Origin of the sequence: Bartonella sp. OC16QHHD, from assembly GCF_042194035.1 — a bacterium.
Taxonomy (GTDB): Bacteria; Pseudomonadota; Alphaproteobacteria; order Rhizobiales; family Rhizobiaceae; genus Bartonella.
In genome coordinates this window covers 80,030-104,116 of record NZ_JBHIMJ010000021.1, presented here as the reverse complement: position 1 = coordinate 104,116, position 24,087 = coordinate 80,030, and the positions used below count along the sequence as shown (strand labels likewise).

At 37.3% G+C, this 24,087-nt stretch carries 19 protein-coding genes, 1 other RNA gene and 1 pseudogene; 13 read left to right on the top strand and 8 right to left on the bottom strand.

Annotation, left to right across the window (positions count from 1 at the left end; translation table 11 throughout):
• Positions 1-850 precede the first annotated feature (850 nt).
• The 5 genes and pseudogenes from ACFIK1_RS03530 to ACFIK1_RS03510 all read left to right on the top strand — a co-directional run bounded on the left by ACFIK1_RS03530 (position 851) and on the right by ACFIK1_RS03510 (position 4,206).
• The gene (locus ACFIK1_RS03530; protein WP_375662101.1) at positions 851-1,777 is read left to right on the top strand and encodes a D-2-hydroxyacid dehydrogenase family protein; all 927 of its coding nucleotides are present in this window, start codon (positions 851-853) and stop codon (positions 1,775-1,777) included.
• A gap of 232 nt (positions 1,778-2,009) precedes the next feature.
• Positions 2,010-3,217 (top strand): annotated as a pseudogene (locus ACFIK1_RS03525) (MFS transporter).
• Positions 3,218-3,244: 27 nt separating this feature from the next.
• Positions 3,245-3,367, top strand: coding sequence for a hypothetical protein (locus ACFIK1_RS03520; RefSeq protein WP_375662100.1), 123 nt, complete (start codon positions 3,245-3,247; stop codon positions 3,365-3,367).
• 38 nt (positions 3,368-3,405) lie between these two features.
• Positions 3,406-3,702 carry a hypothetical protein gene (locus ACFIK1_RS03515; protein WP_375662099.1) on the top strand — a complete coding sequence of 99 codons (297 nt, stop codon included), beginning with the start codon at positions 3,406-3,408 and terminating at the stop codon, positions 3,700-3,702.
• 18 nt (positions 3,703-3,720) lie between these two features.
• Positions 3,721-4,206, top strand: a complete 486-nt coding sequence (locus tag ACFIK1_RS03510) for a TauD/TfdA family dioxygenase (RefSeq protein WP_375662116.1) — start codon at positions 3,721-3,723, stop codon at positions 4,204-4,206.
• A gap of 698 nt (positions 4,207-4,904) precedes the next feature.
• Here the strand turns inward: ACFIK1_RS03510 and ACFIK1_RS03505 are convergent.
• The 7 genes from ACFIK1_RS03505 to ACFIK1_RS03475 form a co-directional block, all read right to left on the bottom strand.
• On the bottom strand, positions 4,905-6,704 hold the full coding sequence (locus ACFIK1_RS03505) for an acetolactate synthase 3 large subunit (protein WP_375662098.1): 1,800 nt from the start codon (positions 6,702-6,704) through the stop codon (positions 4,905-4,907).
• A gap of 270 nt (positions 6,705-6,974) precedes the next feature.
• On the bottom strand, positions 6,975-7,847 hold the full coding sequence (miaA, locus tag ACFIK1_RS03500) for a tRNA (adenosine(37)-N6)-dimethylallyltransferase MiaA (protein ID WP_375662097.1): 873 nt from the start codon (positions 7,845-7,847) through the stop codon (positions 6,975-6,977).
• Positions 7,848-8,632: 785 nt separating this feature from the next.
• Entirely contained in the window at positions 8,633-10,156 is a 1,524-nt protein-coding gene (locus tag ACFIK1_RS03495; RefSeq protein ID WP_375662096.1) for a Do family serine endopeptidase, read from the bottom strand.
• Positions 10,157-10,307: 151 nt separating this feature from the next.
• Positions 10,308-11,246, bottom strand: a complete 939-nt coding sequence (hflC, locus tag ACFIK1_RS03490) for a protease modulator HflC (RefSeq protein ID WP_375662095.1) — start codon at positions 11,244-11,246, stop codon at positions 10,308-10,310.
• A gap of 2 nt (positions 11,247-11,248) precedes the next feature.
• Entirely contained in the window at positions 11,249-12,388 is a 1,140-nt protein-coding gene (hflK, locus tag ACFIK1_RS03485; RefSeq protein WP_375662094.1) for an FtsH protease activity modulator HflK, read from the bottom strand.
• A 119-nt stretch (positions 12,389-12,507) separates the two neighbouring features.
• Positions 12,508-13,017 (bottom strand): dihydrofolate reductase, encoded by a 510-nt coding sequence (locus ACFIK1_RS03480; RefSeq protein ID WP_375655093.1) that lies wholly within the window; start codon positions 13,015-13,017, stop codon positions 12,508-12,510.
• A complete protein-coding gene (locus tag ACFIK1_RS03475; RefSeq protein WP_375662093.1) occupies positions 13,014-13,808 on the bottom strand; it encodes a thymidylate synthase in 795 nt (264 codons plus the stop codon). Before ACFIK1_RS03475 ends, ACFIK1_RS03480 begins: the two co-directional genes overlap by 4 nt.
• Before the next feature lie 213 nt (positions 13,809-14,021).
• On the opposite strand from ACFIK1_RS03475, the gene ACFIK1_RS03470 reads away from it, so the two are divergent.
• The 3 genes from ACFIK1_RS03470 to ACFIK1_RS03460 all read left to right on the top strand — a co-directional run bounded on the left by ACFIK1_RS03470 (position 14,022) and on the right by ACFIK1_RS03460 (position 19,558).
• Positions 14,022-15,329, top strand: a complete 1,308-nt coding sequence (locus ACFIK1_RS03470) for an MFS family transporter (RefSeq protein WP_375655094.1) — start codon at positions 14,022-14,024, stop codon at positions 15,327-15,329.
• 955 nt (positions 15,330-16,284) lie between these two features.
• A complete protein-coding gene (locus ACFIK1_RS03465; RefSeq protein ID WP_375662092.1) occupies positions 16,285-17,595 on the top strand; it encodes an MFS family transporter in 1,311 nt (436 codons plus the stop codon).
• 655 nt (positions 17,596-18,250) lie between these two features.
• Complete coding sequence (locus ACFIK1_RS03460; protein ID WP_375662091.1) at positions 18,251-19,558, top strand: MFS transporter; 1,308 nt, start codon at positions 18,251-18,253, stop codon at positions 19,556-19,558.
• A gap of 68 nt (positions 19,559-19,626) precedes the next feature.
• On the opposite strand, the gene ACFIK1_RS03455 is transcribed toward ACFIK1_RS03460, so the two are convergent.
• A complete protein-coding gene (locus ACFIK1_RS03455) occupies positions 19,627-19,932 on the bottom strand; it encodes a DUF2853 family protein (RefSeq protein ID WP_375662090.1) in 306 nt (101 codons plus the stop codon).
• Between the two features lie 97 nt (positions 19,933-20,029).
• On the opposite strand from ACFIK1_RS03455, the gene ssrA reads away from it, so the two are divergent.
• The 5 genes from ssrA (at position 20,030) to ACFIK1_RS03430 (ending at position 24,031) form a co-directional block, all read left to right on the top strand.
• Positions 20,030-20,386, top strand: a transfer-messenger RNA (tmRNA) gene (gene ssrA, locus ACFIK1_RS03450).
• Between the two features lie 179 nt (positions 20,387-20,565).
• Positions 20,566-21,117: an SspB family protein gene (locus tag ACFIK1_RS03445; protein ID WP_375612012.1), complete on the top strand. Its 552-nt coding sequence runs from the start codon at positions 20,566-20,568 to the stop codon at positions 21,115-21,117.
• 8 nt (positions 21,118-21,125) lie between these two features.
• Positions 21,126-21,308 carry a DUF4169 family protein gene (locus ACFIK1_RS03440; RefSeq protein WP_375612011.1) on the top strand — a complete coding sequence of 61 codons (183 nt, stop codon included), beginning with the start codon at positions 21,126-21,128 and terminating at the stop codon, positions 21,306-21,308.
• A gap of 10 nt (positions 21,309-21,318) precedes the next feature.
• Positions 21,319-21,570, top strand: coding sequence for a ribbon-helix-helix domain-containing protein (locus ACFIK1_RS03435; RefSeq protein ID WP_273788067.1), 252 nt, complete (start codon positions 21,319-21,321; stop codon positions 21,568-21,570).
• A 121-nt stretch (positions 21,571-21,691) separates the two neighbouring features.
• Entirely contained in the window at positions 21,692-24,031 is a 2,340-nt protein-coding gene (locus ACFIK1_RS03430) for an ATP-dependent helicase (RefSeq protein ID WP_375662089.1), read from the top strand.
• Positions 24,032-24,087: the final 56 nt, after the last annotated feature.

The following is a 24,087-nucleotide window of genomic DNA, read 5'->3' as shown; positions in this document are numbered from 1 at the left end:
CTTGGTAACATCTTATACTTATCAAATAAAATATCATTTTTTACAACAGTAACACCAACAATGGAATATGCATATCTTAAATTTAAAATAACACCTATATACGCTTTTTTTAACCAAAATTTAGAATAAGAAAAAGAGCATTGCAATTGCAAAAACCTCACTAGAAAAAATGTCCTTAACAGGATAAGAATAATGTCATTTTATGAATACTATTTTACACAATCAATCAGCTTTCTTGCACATAAAAATAAAGTACATCCACTATTACGAAATAATAATTAAATATATCAAAAACCTTTTAGCAGAAATAGAAATAGCTCTCAACAAAACTACTTAATCCTATGATGATACACCTATAAAGTTCCTATCGTCCTCTTATCATGATTTTAATAAATTTACTCTTCATGCTACAAATATGTTATATCTCAACGCATAAAGAGAGATATCACACTTATATGAAGCACGCTTTATCTCGCACAAATATGTAGTTTTTTCTGTTTCAACAATAAAATATGGTTCGTAAGTATGACCTTCTTGGTAGTCTATTATAGAAAACTGGAACATGGTTTCAGTCCAGCGTAGCACTTCAGATTCGTCCTCTAGAATATGAGAAAAGCGCAATTCTTCATCTATTGAGTCAAACTTTTTCTTTTTGTCGCAATGTTTTAAAGTTTATAAAAACTAACTGATTAATGCTGTTCTTATTGCTAGAAATAACAATAAATAAAGGGATATAATTTGTTAATAGGCTTGGCGTTATGTCAAAATATCAGCGATGAGATTGCTTTTTGGTTGTTTTAGAAATGAAATAATGAGCTCAAATATTGATGAATGAAACGGGAGGTTTAAATTGAAAATATTAATTCCAGATGACTATCAAAAAGCCACCCTAACATTACAATCTATTACAAAATTAATGACATCACATGAAGTGCTGGTTATAAATAATTTAGCTAAAGAATGTGATTTAGAAGATAAGCTCAAAGAGATCGATATTCTTATCTTAATCAGAGAGCGGACTATAGTTGATAGAAATCTTCTCCTGAAACTGCCAAATTTAAAATTAATCTGCCAAACAGTCCCTATAGGTTCACATATTGATATAGAAGCTTGTAGAGACTTAGGAATTGAAATATTAGACGGTGGTGGAGATCCAACTTCTGCTGCTGAATTTGCGTGGCTCTTAATTATGTCTGCGCGTAGAAAACTCTGTAAATCTGTATCTGATATGAAAAAAGGACGATGGCAAACAACATTTGGCAACCAAATGAAAGGGGCTACTCTTGGAATATTCGGGTTTGGGCGTATTGGTAAAATGGTTGCTCAATATGCTCAAGCTTTTGGCATGTCCATTTTGGTTTATGGGAGCGAGCGTTCAACGCAAGAAGCAAGAAATTTAGGTTATCATTTTACGCATTCAAAAGATGAATTTTTTACACGTCCTGACATTATATCCATCCATTTACGTTTAAGTGATAAAACCAGAGAAATCATTCAATTAGATGATCTATTGAGCATGAAACCACATGCTATTTTTGTTAACACAGCGCGTTCAGCTTTGGTTGAAAAAGGGGCGATAGAAAAAATACTAAGTTTGGAAAATTCAACTTACTTTGCACTAGATGTTTATGACAGCGAGCCAGTATATGAGAGCAAATTATTGCAATCAGATAGAGTTCTTTACACACCGCATCTGGGCTATGTGACTGAAGAAAGCTTTGAGAATTATTTTGAAAAAGCTTGCCAAAATATAGCTTCTTTTATAAAGAGCACTTAATGCCGGCTGAGCCAATGTTTGTAAAATTTATCTTATATCGCTAGCCTATCAAATTTGCACGACATATAATAGCTTATTTCCTTAAATTAAGTATATTCCTTAGCTTTCATATTCATACCAATCGTATTGACAGATTTTTATGTAATCAGCATAAAATACCTCATTTATTGTTGCAATCATTATTAAAAAAGGCTACCTCATTGGAATACACTTTAATTGGAGGGGGGGCATAGTGGGCAATAATAAATTTATAGAAAAAAATTATTATAGATGGATTGTATTGCTTGTTGCCACGATCGCTCAAGCTTCAGCCTGCTTGTTTGTTCAAGGGATTGGTCCTTTAGCTGAATTTTTTAAGAAGGATTTCTCGCTTAGTGACTCTCAGATAGGTTTGCTGTCTTCAGCAGCGCAATTCCTACCTATTATTGGGTTACTCATAGCTGGTGAATTACTAGACAAGTTTAACGAGCGCTATATTGATGGAGTTGGCGCGGTTGGCGTTTCTGTCGTTCTTTTGTTGGGAGCAATCGCAGATAACTATATTTCCCTTTTGGTTTGTTTGCTAATTGTAGGGGGATTTTATAGTTCTGCTCAACCCGGTGACGCTAAATCTGTTTCTTCATGGTTTCCACAATCGCAGCGCGGGTTTGCAATGGGAATAAGGCAGGCGGGGCTACCATTAGGTGGGCATTAGCTGGGATAGTTCTTCCTGCGAGTGCGCTTGTCTATGGCATACAAGGTGCGTTTTTGGTCGGTGCCATCGTTTCTTTTTTAGGGGGATGTATATTTATTATTTTTTATCACTCACCAGAAAAAGTTGTCGCTATCGTTCCAGAAAGCAAAGAAAAAGTTTCGTTCTATGCAAATGTAAAGTCTCGTCTTGCGATGTTAACTGCACCGCATATGAAGAATATTATTTTCTCAGGCGTTTCACTTGTGATCGTTCAATATGTTTTAACCATTTTTATAACGATTTATTTTTATAGAATCTATCAGCTGTCCTTAAATAAAAGTGCTTATTTGTTTTTTGTTTCACAGGCTTCTGGTGCCTTAGGAAGAATTATTTTAGCAGCGTGGAGTGATCATTGTAGAAAAGGACGATTTTTTCCTGTCTTGTTTTGCATGATTGCAGTCGTTTTTGGATTTTTAATATTAATTTTAGGCATGAGTGGATCCATAATTTATTTAACTATTTTATCTGCTTGGTTAGGTTTTTTTGGATTGGGATGGTATGGCCCTTGGGTCGCCTATATTGTAGACTCTTCACCAAAAGAAAGCGTTGGCTTTTCTCTGGGGTTAGCAATGTCTATAAATCAAATCGCAATTATTACTGCTCCACCATTATTTGGATTAATCCAAGATTTTACAGAAACTTATTTACTAACATGGCTGATTTTAATTTTAATTATTATTTTTTCACTTTTCTTAATAAGAAAGTAGGGAAAGATAATTGGGGAGGAAATTATAATGATAAATGAAAATACTTTTGAGTTGAGCAATCTCGAAAGAGACAAACTTTGGGAGGCTTTAGACCATGTTATTTATGATCCATACGGTGGTATTGAATATTCGGTTGAGCTAAAAAAATAGCATTTTCGCTGCTACCCCATAGAATATTAACAATTCTTATGAATCAAAAGGTGTCTATTACCCCTAAACCATATTTAATCTTTGAAAACCTTCCTGTTGATAGACAAATTAATATGTCACCTAATCCTTACAATTTAGATGCGTCTTGTAAAAGTGGCTATATTAGCGAAAATTTAATTATGATGTTTTCTTTATTGATCGGAGAGCCTTATTCAATTAAGTTTGAAGGCGAACATATAGTAAATAACCTAGTTCCTTTAGAGGATAATAAAAAAGATTATACAGGATTAGGATCTGAAGTTGAGTTAGATTTTCATATGAAAATGCTGCACTAAAATTTATAACGGATTTAAATTTATCTCCTAAAGGGGATACTTTTATCTGGTGTTCGCAATGGTGTTGATGGTCCGTTAACGAGAATATCTGATGCACGTCTAGCTTTAAAACTTTTAAGTGAGGAGGATTTGAGGAGCTTCAGGGATAATTTATATATAATTAATGTTCCCTATAGATGGAGAAAAAATGGGGTAACTTCTACAAGTAAAGTGCCCCTCGTTCAAGGGGACGGTGAATTCCCAGATATCAGCGCTGTTTTTTATCCAGGCATGTTAGAGCCACAGTCAAAAAAAGCCAAAGAAGCTTTAGATCATTTTTATGAAGCTATTAAGGCTATATCTTTTGGAATTGATGTACAACCAGGAAGATTATTATACATTGATAATAGAATGGCCCTACACTCTAGAGATAAATTTTTTGGATCATTTGATAGTTATGAAATCCAATGCGATGGATTCAAAGAGTGTTTGTGTCTGCAGATTTATGGAATCATAGATATATAGAACAAATAAAAGAAAGAATATTTAATTTTCAATGTTAATATCCTGATAATGATATGATGTTGAGTATTATTCTGGTTTATATATTGACGATACATCTCATATGTATAGGTTTCTCCCGCATAATCATACCTGATTATAAGCTATGGTGACCTATTGGTTTTCTATGGCTGCATTTGATTTTTGTTATTTTTTCCCTTCCTTTCAAGCCGCTAGGGGGATTTTCCTATCAAGCCCCTGAAAGAGCTATTTGGAGTAATTTCATAATGCAAAACCAAAACATAGTAACAAACTTTTCTATTGTTTTCATAGGCATGACGGTTTGCATGGTTGCACCCTTCAAGCACAGTGGATTTTTTTCTTGCACGATGGAATCTTTCATATATGAGACAACATAATTAATTTATAACAGATAATTCAATGTATTATCTAAAAAATGCAACGAAATAGCTATTAATGTGAACATATGAATTAAAAAAAACAAACATCGCGTACAAATAAATTCAAACATAATTGTGCACACGACTTATAACATTTTTTAGATGAACAAATAATAATACACCCCATGTCTTTAAACAAAGAATGAAAATCATAAAATGAGCTCTAAGGATAATAGGAACTCTCCACAAAAAAGAGACAGAGATGAAGACTCCAAAGACTTCATCATCACCATCCTTCACCATTTTGTTAACATATTCATTTTATACAAGAATCTTTCCATCGGAAGAAATAGCATTTGCAATAGCTTCTTCGCTTGCCTCATCGGGTAATAACATCTCATTATGGGCACATCCCGATGGGATCATAGGAAAACAGTTTTCTAAATGATAAACACGACAATCAAAAAGAACAGGCTTATCACAATCAATCATCTGCTGAATTTTATCATCAAGTTCATCGGGTTTTGAACAATGAATTCCCACGGCTCCATAAGCTTGTGCCAATTTCACAAAGTCAGGCATAGATTCCGTATAAGAATGAGAAAGACGATTACCATGCAGCAATTGCTGCCACTGGCGGACCATTCCCATATACTGATTATTTAAAATGAAAATTTTCACCGGTGTGTCATGCTGAATAGCTGTTGCAAGCTCTTGAATATTCATCTGAATGGAGGCATCACCAGAAATACACACAACAAGCGCATCAGGATGCGCTATTTGAACACCTATAGCAGCAGGTAAACCATACCCCATCGTTCCAAGACCACCAGAAGTCATCCAATGTTTTGGTTCATCAAAATGATAATACTGTGCTGCCCACATCTGATGCTGTCCGACATCCGTTGTGATATAAGCACGGGCATCTTTGATAAGAGCATAAAGCCGTTCAAGAGCATATTGAGGCATGATAACATCTTTTTTTTTCATATATGCCAATGAATTGCGTGATCTCCAGCGATTAATCTGCACCCACCATGGTTTACGACTTTCTTTATCGAACTTTGATTGTTCCTTATGCAAATGTTGCATTATATCTGCCAAAACATGCGCCACATCACCAATAATTGGAACTTCTGCTTTTACAATTTTATTGATGGAAGAAGGATCAATATCAATATGAATAATACGCGCATGAGGTGCAAATGCATCAAGGCGCCCCGTGATACGATCATCAAATCGTGCTCCAACAGCTAACATGGCATCACAATCATGCATGGCCATATTAGCCTCATAGGTTCCATGCATTCCAAGCATTCCAAGCCAATTTTTACCAGAAGCAGGATAAGCACCAAGTCCCATTAAGGTAGAAGTAATGGGGAAATCTCCCAACTGAACCAAATTACGTAAAAGCTGTATAGCTTTCATCCCCGATGAAATTACACCTCCACCAGAATAAATAATAGGGCGTTTTGCCTCAACTAAAAGAGAAACGGCAGATTCAATAGCCTTAGTATTCCCTTTCAACGATGGAAAAGAATGTAAAGACTCCTGAACTTGAGGTGCTCTATAAAATCCTAAAGCAAATTGAACATCCTTAGGAATATCAATCAAAACCGGTCCAGGACGGCCTGATTGAGAAAGAGAAAAAGCTTCATGAATAATAGCCGCAAGATCATTGACATTTTTAACCAACCAATTACGCTTCGTACAAGACTTTGTAATTCCAACTGTATCAGCCTCTTGAAAAGCATTTGTTCCAATCACCGTTGTTGACACCTGCCCAGAAAAACAAACAAGAGGTATCGAATCCATAAGTGCATCTTGCAAAGGTGTCACAGCATTCGTTGCGCCTGGACCAGAAGTCACAAGCATAACCCCTACCTTCCCGGTGCTGCGTGCATAGCCTTCAGCCGCATGCCCTGCGGCTTGTTCATGGCGCACCAAAATATGCTGGAGTATATCTTGATGATAAAGAACATCAAAAATAGGCAAAACAGCCCCACCAGGATAACCAAAAATATGTTTAACCCCTTGATCTATAAGAGCCTGAACCACTATTTCAGCCCCCGACATTATTTTTCCATCTGCACTCTCTTGCTTTCTTGGATCATTTCTCATTTTTCCCACTCACCTACTTTATAGGACAATAAAAAAGCCCCTAACGGAGCCCATAAAAAAAGACCCCAAAGGAGCCCATTACACAACACATACTGTATGATTACCCCCATTATTCCGACGTATAAAATATATAAAAAATTCCTTGTAGGAAGATTTCTAATTCCATTGATACCATTCGTCAATAAAAAATTATATTTTCTAAAAAATTTCTTTTTCACGAATTATCTTTTATCTTTCGATAAGTTTCTTTGCAAAGCTCTAACTCTTTTATCAAAAAGTAAGCATCCATTCTTCATCAAATTGATTACGAAACCATGTCATTTGTCTTTTTGCATATCTCCTCGTTTGTATTTTCACCGCTTCAAGAGCATTCTCAAAGCTTCTATATCCATCCAAATAAGCCATAAACTCAGGTATACCAATAGCCTTCATTGCTGGTAATGAAGAGGAAAGTTTAAGTTTTTTCATAGCCACCACTTCTTCTAAAGCTCCTCTTTCAATCATAGAATCCAAGCGTTTATGAATACGTTCATAAAGCAGAGAACGTGGTGGCATGAGAAGAATTTTTTCGGTCAAATTCGGCGCAATGATAGGTGTTGTTTTTTGTTTCTGCCACCAACTGAGCGTCTTACCGGTTGCATCATAAACTTCCAAAGCACGTACAATACGCTGTCTATCGTGCGAAGAAATTTTTTCAGCAACAACAGCATCAATCTGCAACAACTGGCGATAAAGACTTTCAGGTCCCTCTTTATCAAGCAGCAAACGCCACTTCTGCCGCACAACATTTGGAACATGAGGGATTTCCGAAATCCCCTCTAAAAGAGCACGAAAATAAAGTCCTGTCCCACCAACAAAAATAACTGATCTTAAAGAAAAAGTAGCCAATAGCTTCTCGACATCACACAACCATTGCCCTACTGAATAATTCAAAGTAGGACTCACATGACCATAAAGATAATGGGGAACAATCGCGGTATCAGCCTCCCCCGGCCGTGCCGTTAAAATATTTAAAACATCATAAACCTGCATTGAATCAGTATTAATAATGAGAGCATTCTTTTCTTGAGCCATTTGCAAGGCAAGTTCTGACTTCCCACTTGCCGTTGGCCCCGCTATTAATGTAACTGTTCTCTGTGTCATGAATAGCAATTTCTCCCAATCAATAACTTATTGCAACATGCAGACACCACCAAAGCCCCCTATGAAATTTATAAAAAATGGGCTTAATAACAACACCAAAGGAATTTCCAAGCATTTTTGCTATCATAGTTCAATAGTAAACTACAGCCATAATAATTCTGTCCGTTAGTCCATTAAAAACAAACATATTCTTTGTCATTATTTATGAATAATAATACTGAGCTTAACCTATACAATCAAACAGCTTTATTTTTTCCTATAAAAACAGTATACTAATCTGATTTATAATAGGAGATTCAGAAATTGTCTTCTTCACGCTCTCTTTTTTATAACTATTTCTTCATCCATCACCAAGAAAGGTGTAAATATATATATATATATATAACTAATTTAGTCTAATATGATTTTTCTCTAAGATAGTTTTTTTCAAACTGAATTGAAAAAAAACGTTCTCCATAGCACATAAAGTACAATCACAAAGGACTAAAAGTCTCACTAAATAAAACATTATTTATAATAATAATTGACTTAAACACAAAACATAGATCTCTTATGCAGCATTTCAAAGTCTAGGCTGTTACAAGATTGGAAACTAGCAAATCTATGATGGTACCAACTTGTACTTTTATTTAACGTAGAAACAGAGCTGCCCAATGGATTTTATATTGCACACCCCATGCTCTCTATCGTGAAATGAGCTTGAGAAACATTGGACATCACATGCCTGACTTGCAAAATATCCCATTACTAAGGCTGATAAAAAACAAAAAAATAATTTTTAAGGATCAATCCATTAGGAGCGTTACGAACCGTAACTCTCCATCTGGACGCGCTACAATAAATAGAGCATTTTTGCGTCCAGCTTCACGTAATTTATGAATACGTTTTTTAGCCTCATCAATTGTTGTGATAGAACTCTGATTGATATCAACAATCACTTCACCAACGCGAATACGCTTTTTATCCGCTGCGCTATTTTGTGCAACAGATGTCACCACTAGTCCTCGAAGTTTATCTGAAATTGAATAACGATGACGCAAATCCTCTGTCAGTTCAGATAACGTCATTCCCATAAATTGCATTGTCACATTTTTCGACAGATCTTGATTTTTTTTATCATCAACTTCTTCTGTATCTTCATTTGGATCTGTTTCAATCAAACGTCCAAGCTTAACTTTTACTGTTTCTTCTTGCCCATTCCGTAAAATAGTAACGTCCACCACTTTTCCTTCTGAACTTTCTGCAACTAAACGCGGCAAATCACGTGCATGCTTAATTTTGGAATTACCAAAGGAAAGAATAACATCTCCAGTTTGTAACTGGCTATTATCTACATTATTTTCTTCCGTCTGTTCTATTTTACCAGCCACCAATGCTCCCACAGCATTGTCCAATTTTAAACTTTTTGCAATATCCTCTGTTACCGGCTGAATACGAATAGCCAACCAACCACGCCTTATTTCTCCAAAATTACGCAATTGATTAATAACAGAAAGAGCCATATCCGATGGAATAGCAAATCCAATACCGATAGATCCTCCCGAAGGTGAAACAATTGCTGTATTAATGCCAATGACTTCACCATTTCTATCAAATAACGGACCACCAGAATTGCCTCGATTAATTGCTGCATCTGTTTGAATAAAATTATCATAGGGACCAGCATTAAGATCACGGTTACGTGCAGAAATAATACCAACCGTCACACTTCCACCAAAACCATAAGGATTACCAATAGCCATAACCCAGTCACCAATACGTGCTTTTTCTGAATCACCAAAACGCACAGCTTTTAATTTTTTACTTCCTGCATCGACTTGAAGCAACGCCAAATCAGTTTTGCTATCCTTTCCAAGAAGCTTTGCCTTTAGTTTTGTACCATCCGTAAAATTAACTTCAATATCATCAGCATCTACAATAACATGATAATTTGTAACAATAATCCCTTTTTGCGCATCAATCACAAAACCAGACCCTAAAGAACGCACCTTTTGAAATTGACTATCTTTTTGACCATCCTTGGGTATAAAAAAATCACTAAAATATTCCTCCAGCAATGAATCTTTTGGAATAACGGGTACCGAGGTGTTTGCATCCTGTTCTGTTCCTTCAACAGTCTGCGCCGTGGAAATATTCACAACTGTTTCCAAAAGCTCAGAAGCTAAATCAGGAATAGAAAGCAATGCCTTGCTTGTCTCGGCTCCCCAAGACAAACTCACTGATCCTGATAGAAACAAAGTCACACAAAAAACAACTCTTGTGATAAAAAACTTTAAAAACGTATTTTTACTCACGACACTTCTATCCATGACATGCCTTTAATCAAAGATGCAAAGAGCCCCACTAAATTTATATACGGAAAACCAGCACGGCTCGATACTCTCTACCACTTTTACCATAAAAGAAAATGGTCACAGATCATTCTTTTCATGCAAAATCTCGTATCTGCAATCCATTATTTTATCTATTCTCTCCCGATTTTGGATCAGTTTTACTGAGGCCAGTATTCATTGTCGGTAAGAATGCTTTATTTGCCTGCGGCGGATTACGAAAATAGAAAAAGAAATCCTCATTTGGAGAAATCACCATCGGAGTACGCTCTAAATTCTTGTATTGTTCCATCGCCAACCAAAAATCGTAAAAAGACGGATTAGCCTCCCTCGCATTCAATAAAAGACGAATACTTTCAGCTTGACCTTCACCACGGGTAATTTCAGCATCACGCTTTGCAGCTGCTACAATTTCTTCATATTCACGATTAGCTTCTGCCACAATACGATCTCGCTCCTGCTGACCACGAGCCCGGATATTTTCCGCAGCAGCTTCACGTTCAGCTGCCATTTGCCGATAGACATCTTCTGAAACAGCATCAGTCAAATCGGTTTTACGAATACGCACATCAACAATGGCAATACCCAACGAACCTGCATCTACAGAAAATTGCTTCTGTACTTCAGCCATCATCGCGCCTCGTTCATCCGATAAGGCTGCTTTAAATTCTCGCTTACCATAAACAGCACGCAAAGCGTCAATAAACCGTGGTGCAAGGTTTTCACGTGCCGCAATTTGTGGACGCCCAGAAGCAATGCGCTGTAAAAACAACTTAGGATCTGTAATACGGTAAATAAAGAACGCATCCACCTCATAATACGCACCACCACGAACCTGTACAGATTGTGTAGGAACATCGTAACGCAATAACCGATTATCAACAATGATCATCTTATCGATAAAGGGCGCCTTGAAATAGATTCCAGGATTAGATTCTACCTGAACAATTTGTCCAAAACGCTTAATTGCTACCTGTTGACGAGGATAGACGATAAAAACGGACATCCACAAAATCATCAAAACAAACACTATAGCACTAAAAACAAACAAAAAGCGAGATTGCTGCATAATTAATCTCCTCCAGAAATACGAGAATCTAAGAGTAACGCAGGACGCGCTGATGTTGCCTTTACTTTTTCCGATGACTTGCTACGCAACAATTCGTTCAAAGGCAAATAAGGCATCGCTGGAGAATTTGCCTGATCAAGAACCAGCTTATTTGGTGAAGAAAGAATCCGCCCCATCGTCTCCATATAGAGACGGTAGCGAGCAGCTTCTGGTGAAATCGCAGCCTCTCGAGCTATCGCCTGAAAACGTTCAGCACGCCCTGTTGCCTCTTCAACCATTTGTGCCTTTTCACCTTTTGCGATTTCCCGTGTGCGTGAAGCTTCACCATTTGCTAAACCAATTTTCGTAAAACGCACACGATTCCCCTCTTCAATCATTCTTCCACGTTCCTGCTCCGCCTGCTGAACAGAATTAAACGCAGCAGCAACCTTTGTCGGAGGAGCAGCTTCACTGATAGAAACACGGCTTATTTCGACACCAAGTTGATATTTATCCACAGTCAACTGGATAATCTTTCTAACGTCATTAGCAACTTCTTCTTTCTTGTCACGTAAAACATCATCAACCGGCCGCGAACCAATGACCTCACGCATTGCACTCTCAGCAACTTGGCGGACAGTTCCCTCTTGATCATTCACATTGAATAAAAACTGACTAGGGTATGAAATCCGATAATAAACGGAAAAATTAACATTAACGATATTTTGATCACTCGAAAGCATTAAACCATCACTTTGTTGCGCCTGACCGGGCTTCCCACCAATCGCGATTGTTTTTTCCGTTAAAGGTACTTTCATATAGGTCTCAATTGGCCAAAAATGAAAATGCAACCCATCGCCAATAATGCCTTCTTTAGGGATGCCAAAGCGCAACTCTACCGCTTGTTCATTTTGCTGAACAATATAAATTGACTGGTATAGCCAAAAAAACACAATAAGCAGAAGGAATAAAACAGAAAAACTGCTTCTCCCGAATTGTTTAAACTGATCCTGCCCTTTGCGCAAAATTTCATTAAGATTAGGACCATTTTCACCACCATTACCGCCATCAGAACCAAAGAGATTCTTAGCTGGTGTTTTTTTGTCACCACTGTTTTTATCGCCACTCCACGGGCCACCACCATTTTGATTTGTCCAGGGCATTATCACCTCTTTAACTGATTACCACTACTCGAACACCAACCATTTGCTTGATCTTATAGGGTGTCTCTTACCTCATTACAATACAACTGATAAACCCTTCCACTTCATATTACAAAAAATTATTTCCGCTCATAAACAACAAAACGTGTCGGATGACTATCTTTATCCCCTTTTGGAATATCTTGTGTTTGCACAATAGTCCACTTTTCTTTATCAAAAACAGGAAAAAAACTATCACCTTCTATAGAAGCTAAAACTTCTGTAAGGAATATTTTATCAGCCATATGCAACCCTTGTTGAAAAATTTCACCCCCACCAATAATAAAAATTTCCTCTACATCATTTTGAGAAGCAACATTTGTTGCAAGAGAACAAGCTTGCGATAAAGAGTGAGCAACAACAGCCCCTTCAGCACAAAAGGTACAATCACGCGTAATGACGATATTTGTACGCCCTGGTAAAGGTCTCCCAATAGAATCCCAAGTTTTTCTTCCCATAATAATGGGCTTACGCAACGTCAAAGCTTTAAAGCGTTGCAAATCCGTCGATAAATGCCACGGCATTGCACCTTCACGACCGATAACACCATTTTCTGCAACAGCAGCAATTAAACAAATGGAAATCGTCATATTGCTACCGGCGCTTTAATATGGGGTTGTGCTTCATAATTAAGCAACTCAAAATCCTCAAATTGAAAAGAAAAAAGATCTGTTACCGCTGGATTTATGCGCATACATGGCAAAGCATTTGGTATACGAGACAATTGATATTTTGCCTGTTCAAAATGATTAGAATAAAGATGAGCATCTCCCAGAGTATGAATAAAATCGCCTACTTTAAGACCGCTTATTTGCGCAATCATCATCGTTAGCAATGCGTAGGATGCAATATTGAATGGAACACCTAAGAAAATATCCGCCGAACGCTGATAAAGTTGACAAGATAATTTCCCCTCCGCAATGTAAAATTGAAAAAGACAATGACACGGAGGCAACGCCATTTCCTCTATTAATGCAGGATTCCAAGCTGACACAATCAAGCGACGAGAATCTGGCGTTTCCTTAATCATCGTTAAAAGATTGTTAATTTGATCAATATGGCGTCCATCAGGAGCAGGCCAAGAACGCCACTGATAACCATAAACAGGACCAAGATTTCCCTTTTCATCAGCCCACTCGTCCCAAATTGACACACCATGCTCTTTCAACCAAGCGATATTTGTATCGCCTTTAAGAAACCACAAAAGTTCATAAATAATTGAACGTAAGTGTAGTTTCTTTGTTGTCAACAACGGAAATCCTGCTTGTAAATCAAAGCGCATCTGATACCCAAAAATAGATCGCGTTCCAACACCCGTTCGATCTGTCCGATCAATACCCTGATTTAAAACGTGAGATAAAAGAGCAAGATATGATTTCATAGGGCTATTATGACCGATTCTTCTCATTATAGAAAATAAAAACTGTAAAATCCGTACAAAGATAATTCAAATCTTTTTCCAAAAACATCTTACACAAGAAATTATCATGATCTGACTAAATTTTTGATGCAAAAGATAAAATACTATAGACAGCTTCTAAAAAAATGACATAAATGAACAAAGATGGATGAACATGAAATAAAGGGATCGACTATGGAAAAACAAGAAGCTTTAAAACCACATGATACAAGAAAACGTATCTGGGCTATCGTGTCCAGTGCATCAGGTAATCTAGTAGAATGGTATGACTTTTATGTTTATTCCTTTACATCTATTTATTTTGCATCACAATTCTTTCCCTCAGATGGCAATGACGTTACGCAACTTTTAAAAGCGGCGGGTGTTTTTGCTATTGGTTTTCTTATGCGCCCAATCGGCGGATGGCTTTTTGGCTTCATTGCCGATCGTTATGGACGCAAACGCTCAATGCTTATCTCTGTTTTTATGATGTGTGGTGGTTCGTTCTTAATCGCCCTACTTCCTACCTATGAAACCATTGGAGTGACAGCAGGAATTCTTTTACTTTTACTCAGAATGCTTCAGGGGCTTTCTGTCGGTGGTGAATATGGTACAACAGCAACTTATATGAGCGAAATCGCCCTCAAAAATCGCCGAGGATTTTTTAGCTCTTTCCAATATACCACACTGATTGGTGGTCAACTTCTAGCCAGTCTCGTTATATTTATTTTAGCGCTTTATCTCACCGAAGATCAGCTAAAAGCGTGGGGCTGGCGTATTCCATTTGCCATTGGTGGACTAGGAGCAATTGTTGCGATTTATCTACGCCGCACACTCCATGAGACAACGACCAAAGAAAGTCGTTCTAGTGCACAAGCTGGTAGTATTAGGGGACTTCTGAGCAACCACCGAAAAGCTTTCTTTCTGGTTATTGGCTTTACAGCTGGAGGATCGCTCACATTCTACACCTATACGACTTACATGCAGAAATATCTGATTACAACCACTGGCTTTGATAAACATACAGCCACAACAATCATGACAGCTGCACTCTTTGTTTTCATGTTACTCCAACCCCTCTTTGGTGCTCTTGCAGATAAAATTGGAACAAGAACTTCACTCCTTATTTGGAGTGTTTTATCTATTATCTTTACCATTCCTGGACTTAATATGATTGGTAGTACTGATAGTACATGGATTGCTTTATCAGTCATTACTGGAATGCTCTGCATTATGAGCTTTTATACATCTATCTCTGGCATTGTAAAATCAGAAATGTTTCCCGCTTCAGTACGAGCAATAGGAGTTGGGCTCTCTTATGCTATTGCCAACGCACTGTTTGGCGGTTCTGCTGAATATGTCGCGCTTGGATTAAAAGATCTTGGATATGAATCTGTCTTCTATTTTTATATAACCGGCATGATGATTATTGCATTCATCGCTGTTCTCTTAATGCCAGATGCTCGCAAAAAAGGGTATTTACAAGGAGACGATATTCATTAACCTTTAATGTTAACAAACAAGGATTTTAACAAAAAAGCCCAGTATTCTGGGCTTTTTTTTATATCCTTTCCGATAGCAGTTTAAAGCTCACAATTTTTTTATCCCTTCAAACACTCTAAAAAAGCAATGTTCCCTCCTGCACACGCCGCTTATAAAAATAAATGGCTTCATATTATTATGTAATAAATACTTCTTTTGCTGAATTTAGTTCACTGAAGATAAAAAACGTTTGATTTATTTTAATATTCCCATTCCCACTCAAAGTCGAAGACAAGTGATTATCTTTCAAGAAATTTTATCAATAATAAAGATTACACTCATGATTTTGTTTAATACGTTCTTAATGGTACCCCTCATGCAACACAAATCCTTTCATGAAAAATAGAAAATACCATTATATTATGAATTCACACACTTTTTTGAGAAACATTTCTCAATGCACCCAACTCCATTTCACAACGGCACTCGTGAATGACATAACGTAAAAGCCCCGTAAAGTATAAACATGGGCACTACTCTCTTTACACTTAATAAAAGTGCAAGCCGCTATCATTATACTATTGATGAACTCTTAATATTGTACTCCCCCTTAACACTTAAGATCATTCATAAAAAGTATTTTAACAGATACACCAACCTCGCATGCAATAGTCAATAACATCATTTTACGAAACAACATCAAGCATATAAACTAAAGAGTATCATATCTTCATAAACACTCTGCATATGCAAATAATTCACAATCAAACAAAAAATAATATTTCCTTAAGGATAGTAAAAAGCGTATGATTTACGCAATATAACAACACCATGAGCCCAAAACACCACTGATAGCTCTAGAAAAAATCTTTATGTTTCCCTGAAAAATTATCATGGTACAATGGCGTTTTTATAATGCACATCGTAAATAGCTTTAAAAAGAAGAAAAGTTATAAATCTAAAAGGGGAATACTTCATGAATAATCAAACAACTTTAGATCCACATGATACAAGGAAACGTATTTTTGCTATCATATCCAGCGCATCAGGAAATCTGGTAGAATGGTACGACTTTTATGCTTACTCCTTTGCATCGGTTTATTTTGCATCACAGTTTTTTCCTGAAGATGAAGATATTGTTACACAACTGTTAAAAACGGCAGGAATCTTTTTTATTGGCTTTCTTATGCGTCCAATTGGAGCATGGCTCTTTGGCTTCATTGCCGATCGTTACGGACGCAAACGCTCAATGCTTATTTCTGTTTTTATGATGTGTGGTGGCTCTTTTCTCATTGCCATACTTCCCACTTATAAAACCTTGGGAATAACAGCAGCATTTCTTCTCCTTTTAGTCCGTATGTTTCAAGGACTTTCCGTTGGCGGTGAATATGGTACAGCAGCAACTTATATGAGCGAAGTTGCACCAAAAAATCGTCGCGGGCTCTTTGCTTCTTTTCAATATGCAACAACGATCTCAGGTCAACTTCTCGCAAGTTTTATAATATTTATTTTAGCCCTTTACCTTACTGAAGATCAGTTAAAAGCGTGGGGATGGCGTATTCCTTTTGTGATTGGTGGCTTTGGAGCAATCGTTGCAATTTATCTGCGTAGTTTGCTCCATGAAACAACAACCCACAAAAGCCGCTCTGAAAAACATGCTGGTAGTCTTCGAGAACTTTTTCGCAATCATAAAAAAGCTTTCTTTTTGGTTGTTGGCTTTACAGCTGGTGGATCACTCACATTTTATACATACACCACTTATATGCAAAAATATCTGATCACAACCACGGGCTTTGATAAACAAACCGCAACAACGATAATGACTGCCGCCCTCTTTGTTTTTGTGCTACTCCAACCCCTTTTTGGTTCCCTAGCCGATAAAATTGGAGCAAGAGCTTCACTCATTAGTTGGGGGGCATTATCCATTATCTGCACCATTCCTGTACTTAAAATGATCGGTAATGCCCATAATCCATGGACAGCACTCTTAATTATTATTGGAATACTCTGTGTTATGAGTTTTTATACGTCCATTGCTGGTATCATAAAAGCAGAATTGTTCCCTGCTTCAATCCGAGCAATTGGTGTTGGATTTGCTTTTGCCATTGGCAACGCACTCTTTGGCGGTTCTGCTGAATATGTAGCGCTTGGATTAAAAAATATGGGATACGAATCTGTTTTCTTTTTTTACATCGTTGGTATGATGGTCATTGCACTCATCTCTATTCTTCTTATGCCCGATATAGATAAAGGAGGATATCTCGATAAAGACGATAGACTTCATTAAACTTATTTTCTGGATAAAAAAAGCCCAAGAAATTGGGCTTTTTTTGATCTCCTCTCCACCCTAGTAAAGAACGAAAAGCCCGCCCCGCATTCGTCTTACAAACAACTCAGTTTCTCTTAAATTGTCTATAGTTACTGCCCTCTTTATGTAATTTACTTGATAAGATTCTATGGGCAGCCCTACCCTAAATATTTATCACGATATCTAAAAAAACACCTCATACGGAAAACCTTATCTGAGGCTTACCTCACCCTCCTAAATGATGATGTGTTATGATACAATAAGACAAGTAAGGACACAAAATCCCCTTTTACATTACTTAAGCTTTTTGAAATATTTTCAGTTTTGGGGCTTTCTGCTCATAAAGACCATCTCTTCTATGATCTTCCGGTATTATGCCAATAATTGCATTCTTCTCATAAAGTTTAAAGGTATCTTGATCTACTTTTCAATATTCTCTCCCTTTAAATGCAATGTGATAAATTTTTATTCTACAACACAAGTAAAAATCTTAAAACGAATGACAACATAACTCTAATAAATCATCTTAAAGAGTTTCCCTAAGAAATTGTTGTAATACAATTGAATTTTTCTGGAAATCATAAACAATTATGTTTAGAAAATATGAACTATAAATCCAAAAGGGGAACAATTCATGAAAAATGAAACAACTTCAGCATCACAGGATGCAAGAAAACGTGTTTTTTCTATTATAGCAAGCGCATCAGGAAATCTCGTAGAATGGTATGATTTTTACGTTTACTCATTTGCATCAATTTATTTTGCATCACAATTCTTTCCCTCCGATGGTGATACGATTACGCCACTGTTAAAAACCGCAGGTGTGTTTTTTATTGGCTTTCTTATGCGCCCTATTGGAGCTTGGTTTTTAGGGTTTGTCGCCGATCGTTATGGACGTAAACGCTCGATGCTTATATCCATTTTTATGATGTGTGGTGGCTCTTTTTTCATCGCCATACTTCCCACCTATGAAACCTTAGGAATAACATCAGCAATCCTTTTACTTTTAGCTCGGATGATGCAAGGACTTTCAGCGGGTGGTGAATATGGTACAGCAGCCACTTATATGAGCGAAGTTGCCCTCAAAAAACATCGTGGGCTTTTTGCTTCTTTCCAATCTGCCACCCTTATTACAGGTCAACTTCTTGCCAGCTTCATTATATTTATTCTAGCATCTTATCTCTCTGAAGATCAGTTAAAAGCATGGGGATGGCGCATTCCTTTTGTAATTGGTGGATTCGGGGCAGTGATTGCGATTTATCTGCGTCGTTCTCTCCACGAAACAACCACGAAAGAAAGCCGCTCTCACAAACACTCTGGCAGTCTTAAGGAACTACTCACCAAGCATACAAAAGCCGTTGTCGTAATTGCATGCTTTGCATCAGGAGGATCACTCACATTTTACACCTTTACGACTTATATGCAAAAATATCTGATCACAACTACCGGCTTTGATAAACATACCGCAACAACGATTATGACAGCTGTACTATTTATTTTCATCCTATTCCAACCCATAGCTGGTATCATAGCCGATAAAATTGGAACAAAAACTTTACTTATCATTTGGAGTATACTCTCTGTCATCTTTACATTTCCTGGACTCTGGATAATCGGTAATACGCATAGTATATGGATTGCCTTTTCCGTCATTATTGGCTTGCTCTTCATTATGAGCATGTATACATCCATCTCTGGTGTCGTAAAATCAGCAATGTTTCCCTCTTCAATACGCGCATTAGGCGTTAGCATCTCTCATGCCATTGGTAACGCCTTATTTGGTGGTTCTGCTGAATACGTTGCGCTTGGATTAAAAAAGTACGGTTATGAATCACTCTTTTATTTTTATATAACCGTCGTGATGATCATGGCATTCATTGCTCTTCTCTTTGTCCCAAGTATGCGTAAAGGAGGCTACCTCCAAGAGGATGAAAAACATTAATCCTTTTTATCAACGAAAAAGCCCAAAAAATTGGGCTTTTTTTATCATTATCACAAATTTAATATTGTTTAAATTTTATGAAGTGCATTAAGTTGCTTAGCAACTAGATAATAAAAAGTCATACGACTTTTTCTACGCTCTCCAGACATCATCTCAGCCACTTTTGAAACAGCCCTTTTAGCACTCTTCTCATCAGCTTCTAAAACATCTTGAACCCATTTTTCAACACGTTCTAACTCTTTTGGATCCGACGTAGCAACAAGCGCCGCATCCTGCTTTTTCATCACCAAAGCTAAACGACGGCTAAGTCGTTCTACTGCTGCTTCATCGGGATTTGAATCATATAGTTTAATATCTGCTAAATTATTTGTCATTTTGCATCATCTCCTCTCCAAAAATGAGCGGACTATATTTTACAGCCGCACCATATAGCTCCATAAATAATTAGAGGATTAAAAATATTAACAACCCCCCCTTTTCCTAAGACTGTTCTTCATCTATATTTAGAGGGCTGGTTTACCAGCTATGGTAATAAATGGACGGTGAAATAAACCTATTGGACCCGGGGGCGGTACCCGGCGCCTCCACCAAAATATAAGAAACCAAAGTTATATTTTGGTGGGGGCGAAATAGGATCGACAAGGGTGTAAAGATCGCTCTTTTACTCGGCATTGTACCACCGTTATCGGGCTAAATGAGTAGTTGCAAATGACAACTATGCGGAAGCACGTCTCGCCGCTTAAGGTGGTGTGAATGTTTCAATTTGAGCCTTAAACCGTCGCAGGTTTAAGCGGGGTTCGGAGGCACCTGGCAACAGAAGCCTTCACTTTTTTAAATGTTGTTGATTGATCTTTCAGACATTATCAGACATTATTTACCATAGAGTTTCGTATTTATTCGATTTATTGAGGTGCATCGTAGAAAAAATCTGCTAATTTAAAATATATTCTATCACACAATATCAATACGCCCCATTCTGCTACGTGAAATAAAAGGAATAAACTTCGATGGTTAAAGATCAAATCCGTTACGATATTCTCGTTCAGGATGCGCTTCGTGGAGTTATCCGTAAAGTTTTATCGGAAGTTGCCAAAGCAGGTCTTCCGGGAAATCATCATTTTTTTATAACTTTTTTGACAAATGCCCCAGGCGTTAAAATTTCTCCTCGGCTAAAAAATCGCTATCCCGAGCAAATGACAATCGTCTTACAGCATCAATTTAGAGATCTCAGTGTTTCAGAAACAGCTTTCGAAGTAACTCTCTCTTTCAGGGAAATAACCGAAAAGCTCGTGATTCCTTTTACTTCCATTCAGGTCTTTTACGATCCTGTAGCAGCATTTGAAGCAGCATTTGATCTGCCCTCAAATCTGACCTCTGGAGAAAGTGAAAATTCAGAAAATACCTCAACTACGCCCATTACCTTATCAAACAAACAAAAAAAAGAAAATACGCTTACAAAAGAACAAAATCTCAGTACAAATAAAGAACCTTCAAATAACGATGCAAAACAAAATCAAAGTGCTGATGTTGTTTCTTTAGATTCCTTTCGGAAAAAATAATTTTTCTCATGACTGAATTGATTAATCTTCGCCAATTTCGAAAACAAAAAAAACGTACAGAAAAATCTCTTTGTGCTGAGCAAAATCGTTATCGTTTTGGACGAACAAAAACTGAAAAAAATTTTGAGCAGCAAAAATCTTTAAAAATGCAAAAATTTCTTGATCAAAATCGTTTGCGAAACGACGAATAAAGGTGGAAAAATGCACGAAAATAATTCTATCGATTGGTCAAAAGTCATTCCACGAAAGATATCTGTTCGCGTTGATGGACACGCAACAAGCGTCTCTTTAGAACCACCATTTTTAGATATTCTAAAAGATATAGCCCGCAAAAAAGGACAATCTTTAGCCTTTATTATCACCGATATTGATAGCAAAAGACCACAACAAGTAAATCTTTCGGCTTCGTTACGCGTTTATGCCCTTCAAAGCGTTCTCACCCAACGCCTTTAATGTTTGTGCTTATTTTTTTACGTTCTCTTTCTGTCTGTTCAACTGAAACTGTTGTGACTTTTTAAGAGAAGTTTTTTTTAATCTAGAACTTCAATGAAAAAAAGACTACAAAAGAGATATAATGAGTAATTTTTCTGATCACACCATACCTTTCTTTGAAGAAGATTCCCCTCCAGACCATGATAAGAAGAGCTCTGATTTTTTCTCCCATACTCTAAAAGAACAAAAATCATATAACACAGACTATTTAGAACAACTCAATCCAGAACAGCAACAAGCTGTTATGAATACTGAGGGACCTCTTTTAGTTCTTGCAGGTGCTGGTACAGGAAAAACGCGCGTTTTAACAACCCGTATTTCTCACATTTTACGCTCTGGACTTGCCTCTCCTCAGCAAATACTTGCTGTCACTTTCACCAACAAAGCAGCACGTGAAATGAAAATACGTATTGGTGAACTTATTGGAGAAGTTGTTGAAGGTATGCCTTGGCTTGGAACCTTTCATTCCACTGGAGCTAAAATTTTACGCCGTCACGCAGAGCTTGTTGATTTAAAAAGAAACTTTACAATTCTCGATAGCGATGATGTTCTTCGACTTTTAAAACAACTTATTCAAGCTGAAGGATTAGACGATAAGCGTTGGCCCGCACGAAACCTTGCCATGATGATTGATTCTTGGAAAAATCAAGGACTTTCACCAACACATATCTCAAAAAGTGATGCTCATTCCTTTGGTAACGGCATGGGACGTGAACTTTATCACAGTTATCAAAATCGATTAAAAGATCTTAATGCTTGTGATTTTGGTGACCTTCTACTTCATTCTATCTCTATCTTCCAACATAATCCAGATATTCTTCGCGAATACCATTCTCAATTTCGTTATATTCTTGTCGATGAATATCAGGATACAAATACAGCACAATATCTTTGGCTTCGCCTTTTGGCCCAACATCCTCAAGGTCAACATGTTAATCTTTGTTGTGTTGGTGATGATGATCAATCCATTTATGGATGGCGTGGTGCAAAAGTCGAAAACATATTACGTTTTGAAAAAGATTTTCCTTCTGCTAAAATTATTCGTCTAGAACGCAATTATCGCTCAACATCTCATATTCTTAAAACCGCCTCCCATCTCATTGCTCATAATGAAGAAAGACTGGGAAAAGTCCTTTTTTCTGCTCAAATAAAGAGTGAGGAAGAAAAGGTAAAAATTCATTCAGCATGGGATTCGGCAGAAGAAGCTCGAGCAATCGGAGAAGAAATCGAACGCGCACAACAAACCGGTCATGCATTAAATCATATGGCTATATTGGTACGCGCATCATTTCAAATGCGTGAATTTGAAGATCGCTTTGTAACACTTGGCCTTAATTATCGCGTCATTGGTGGTCCTCGTTTTTATGAGCGAATGGAAATACGTGATGCCATGGCTTATTTACGCGTTGTTGTCCAACCTACTGATGATTTAGCTTTTGAGCGTGTTATTAATACACCGAAACGCGGCATAGGAGATGCAACCCTGCGCATTCTTTATGAGAGTGCACGTGCACGTGCTGTTCCTCTCTTTTCTGCTGCCGCTGACATCATTGAAACAGATGAATTAAAGCCTAAGGCACGCAGTGCGTTACGAAGCCTTATTGAAAACTTCCGCCGCTGGCAAAATATGCTTCAAGACACTCCTCATAGAGAACTTGCCGAGATCGTCCTTGATGATTCTGGTTATACAACCATGTGGTTAGAAGATCGTTCACCAGAGGCTCCTACAAGACTAGAAAATCTTAAAGAAATGATTCGTTCCATGGAACAATTTGAAAATCTTCAAAGTTTTTTGGAACATGTTGCACTCGTTATGGAAACGGAAAATAATGAAAATATGGATGCAGTCAACATCATGACACTTCATTCAGCCAAAGGACTTGAATTTGAAACAGTTTTCCTTCCAGGTTGGGAAGAAGGACTCTTTCCCCACCAACGCTCATTAGATGAAGGTGGACGTTCAGGATTAGAAGAAGAACGGCGCCTTGCTTACGTAGGTCTAACAAGAGCAAAAAAATATTTGCATATATGGTTTGTATCGAATCGAAGAATTCATGGACTTTGGCAACCTGCTCTTCCCTCCCGTTTTCTAGATGAATTACCAGCAGAACATATAGAAGTTGTAGAAATGGAAACATCCTATGGTGGTTATGGAAAATCTTCCTTTCAACATCACGATTCCTTTTATAGTGACTATGCAACAGCAAGACAAAAGCGTGCACAAAAAAACAAGAATATTGAAGGGAAAGTTATCTCTCAATCAATCTCTCATGTACCATCAGATTTTTCTGTCAATGATCGGATTTTTCACATAAAATTTGGTTATGGTCGTATTACAACAATAGACGATCATAAATTGACAATAATGTTCGAAAAAGCCGGAGAAAAGCGTGTACTAGACAATTTTGTAAACAAAGCTTAATTACAAGTAAACCACGATCAGTTTTTTCAAGAAACCACTTTATTTTATTCTGAATG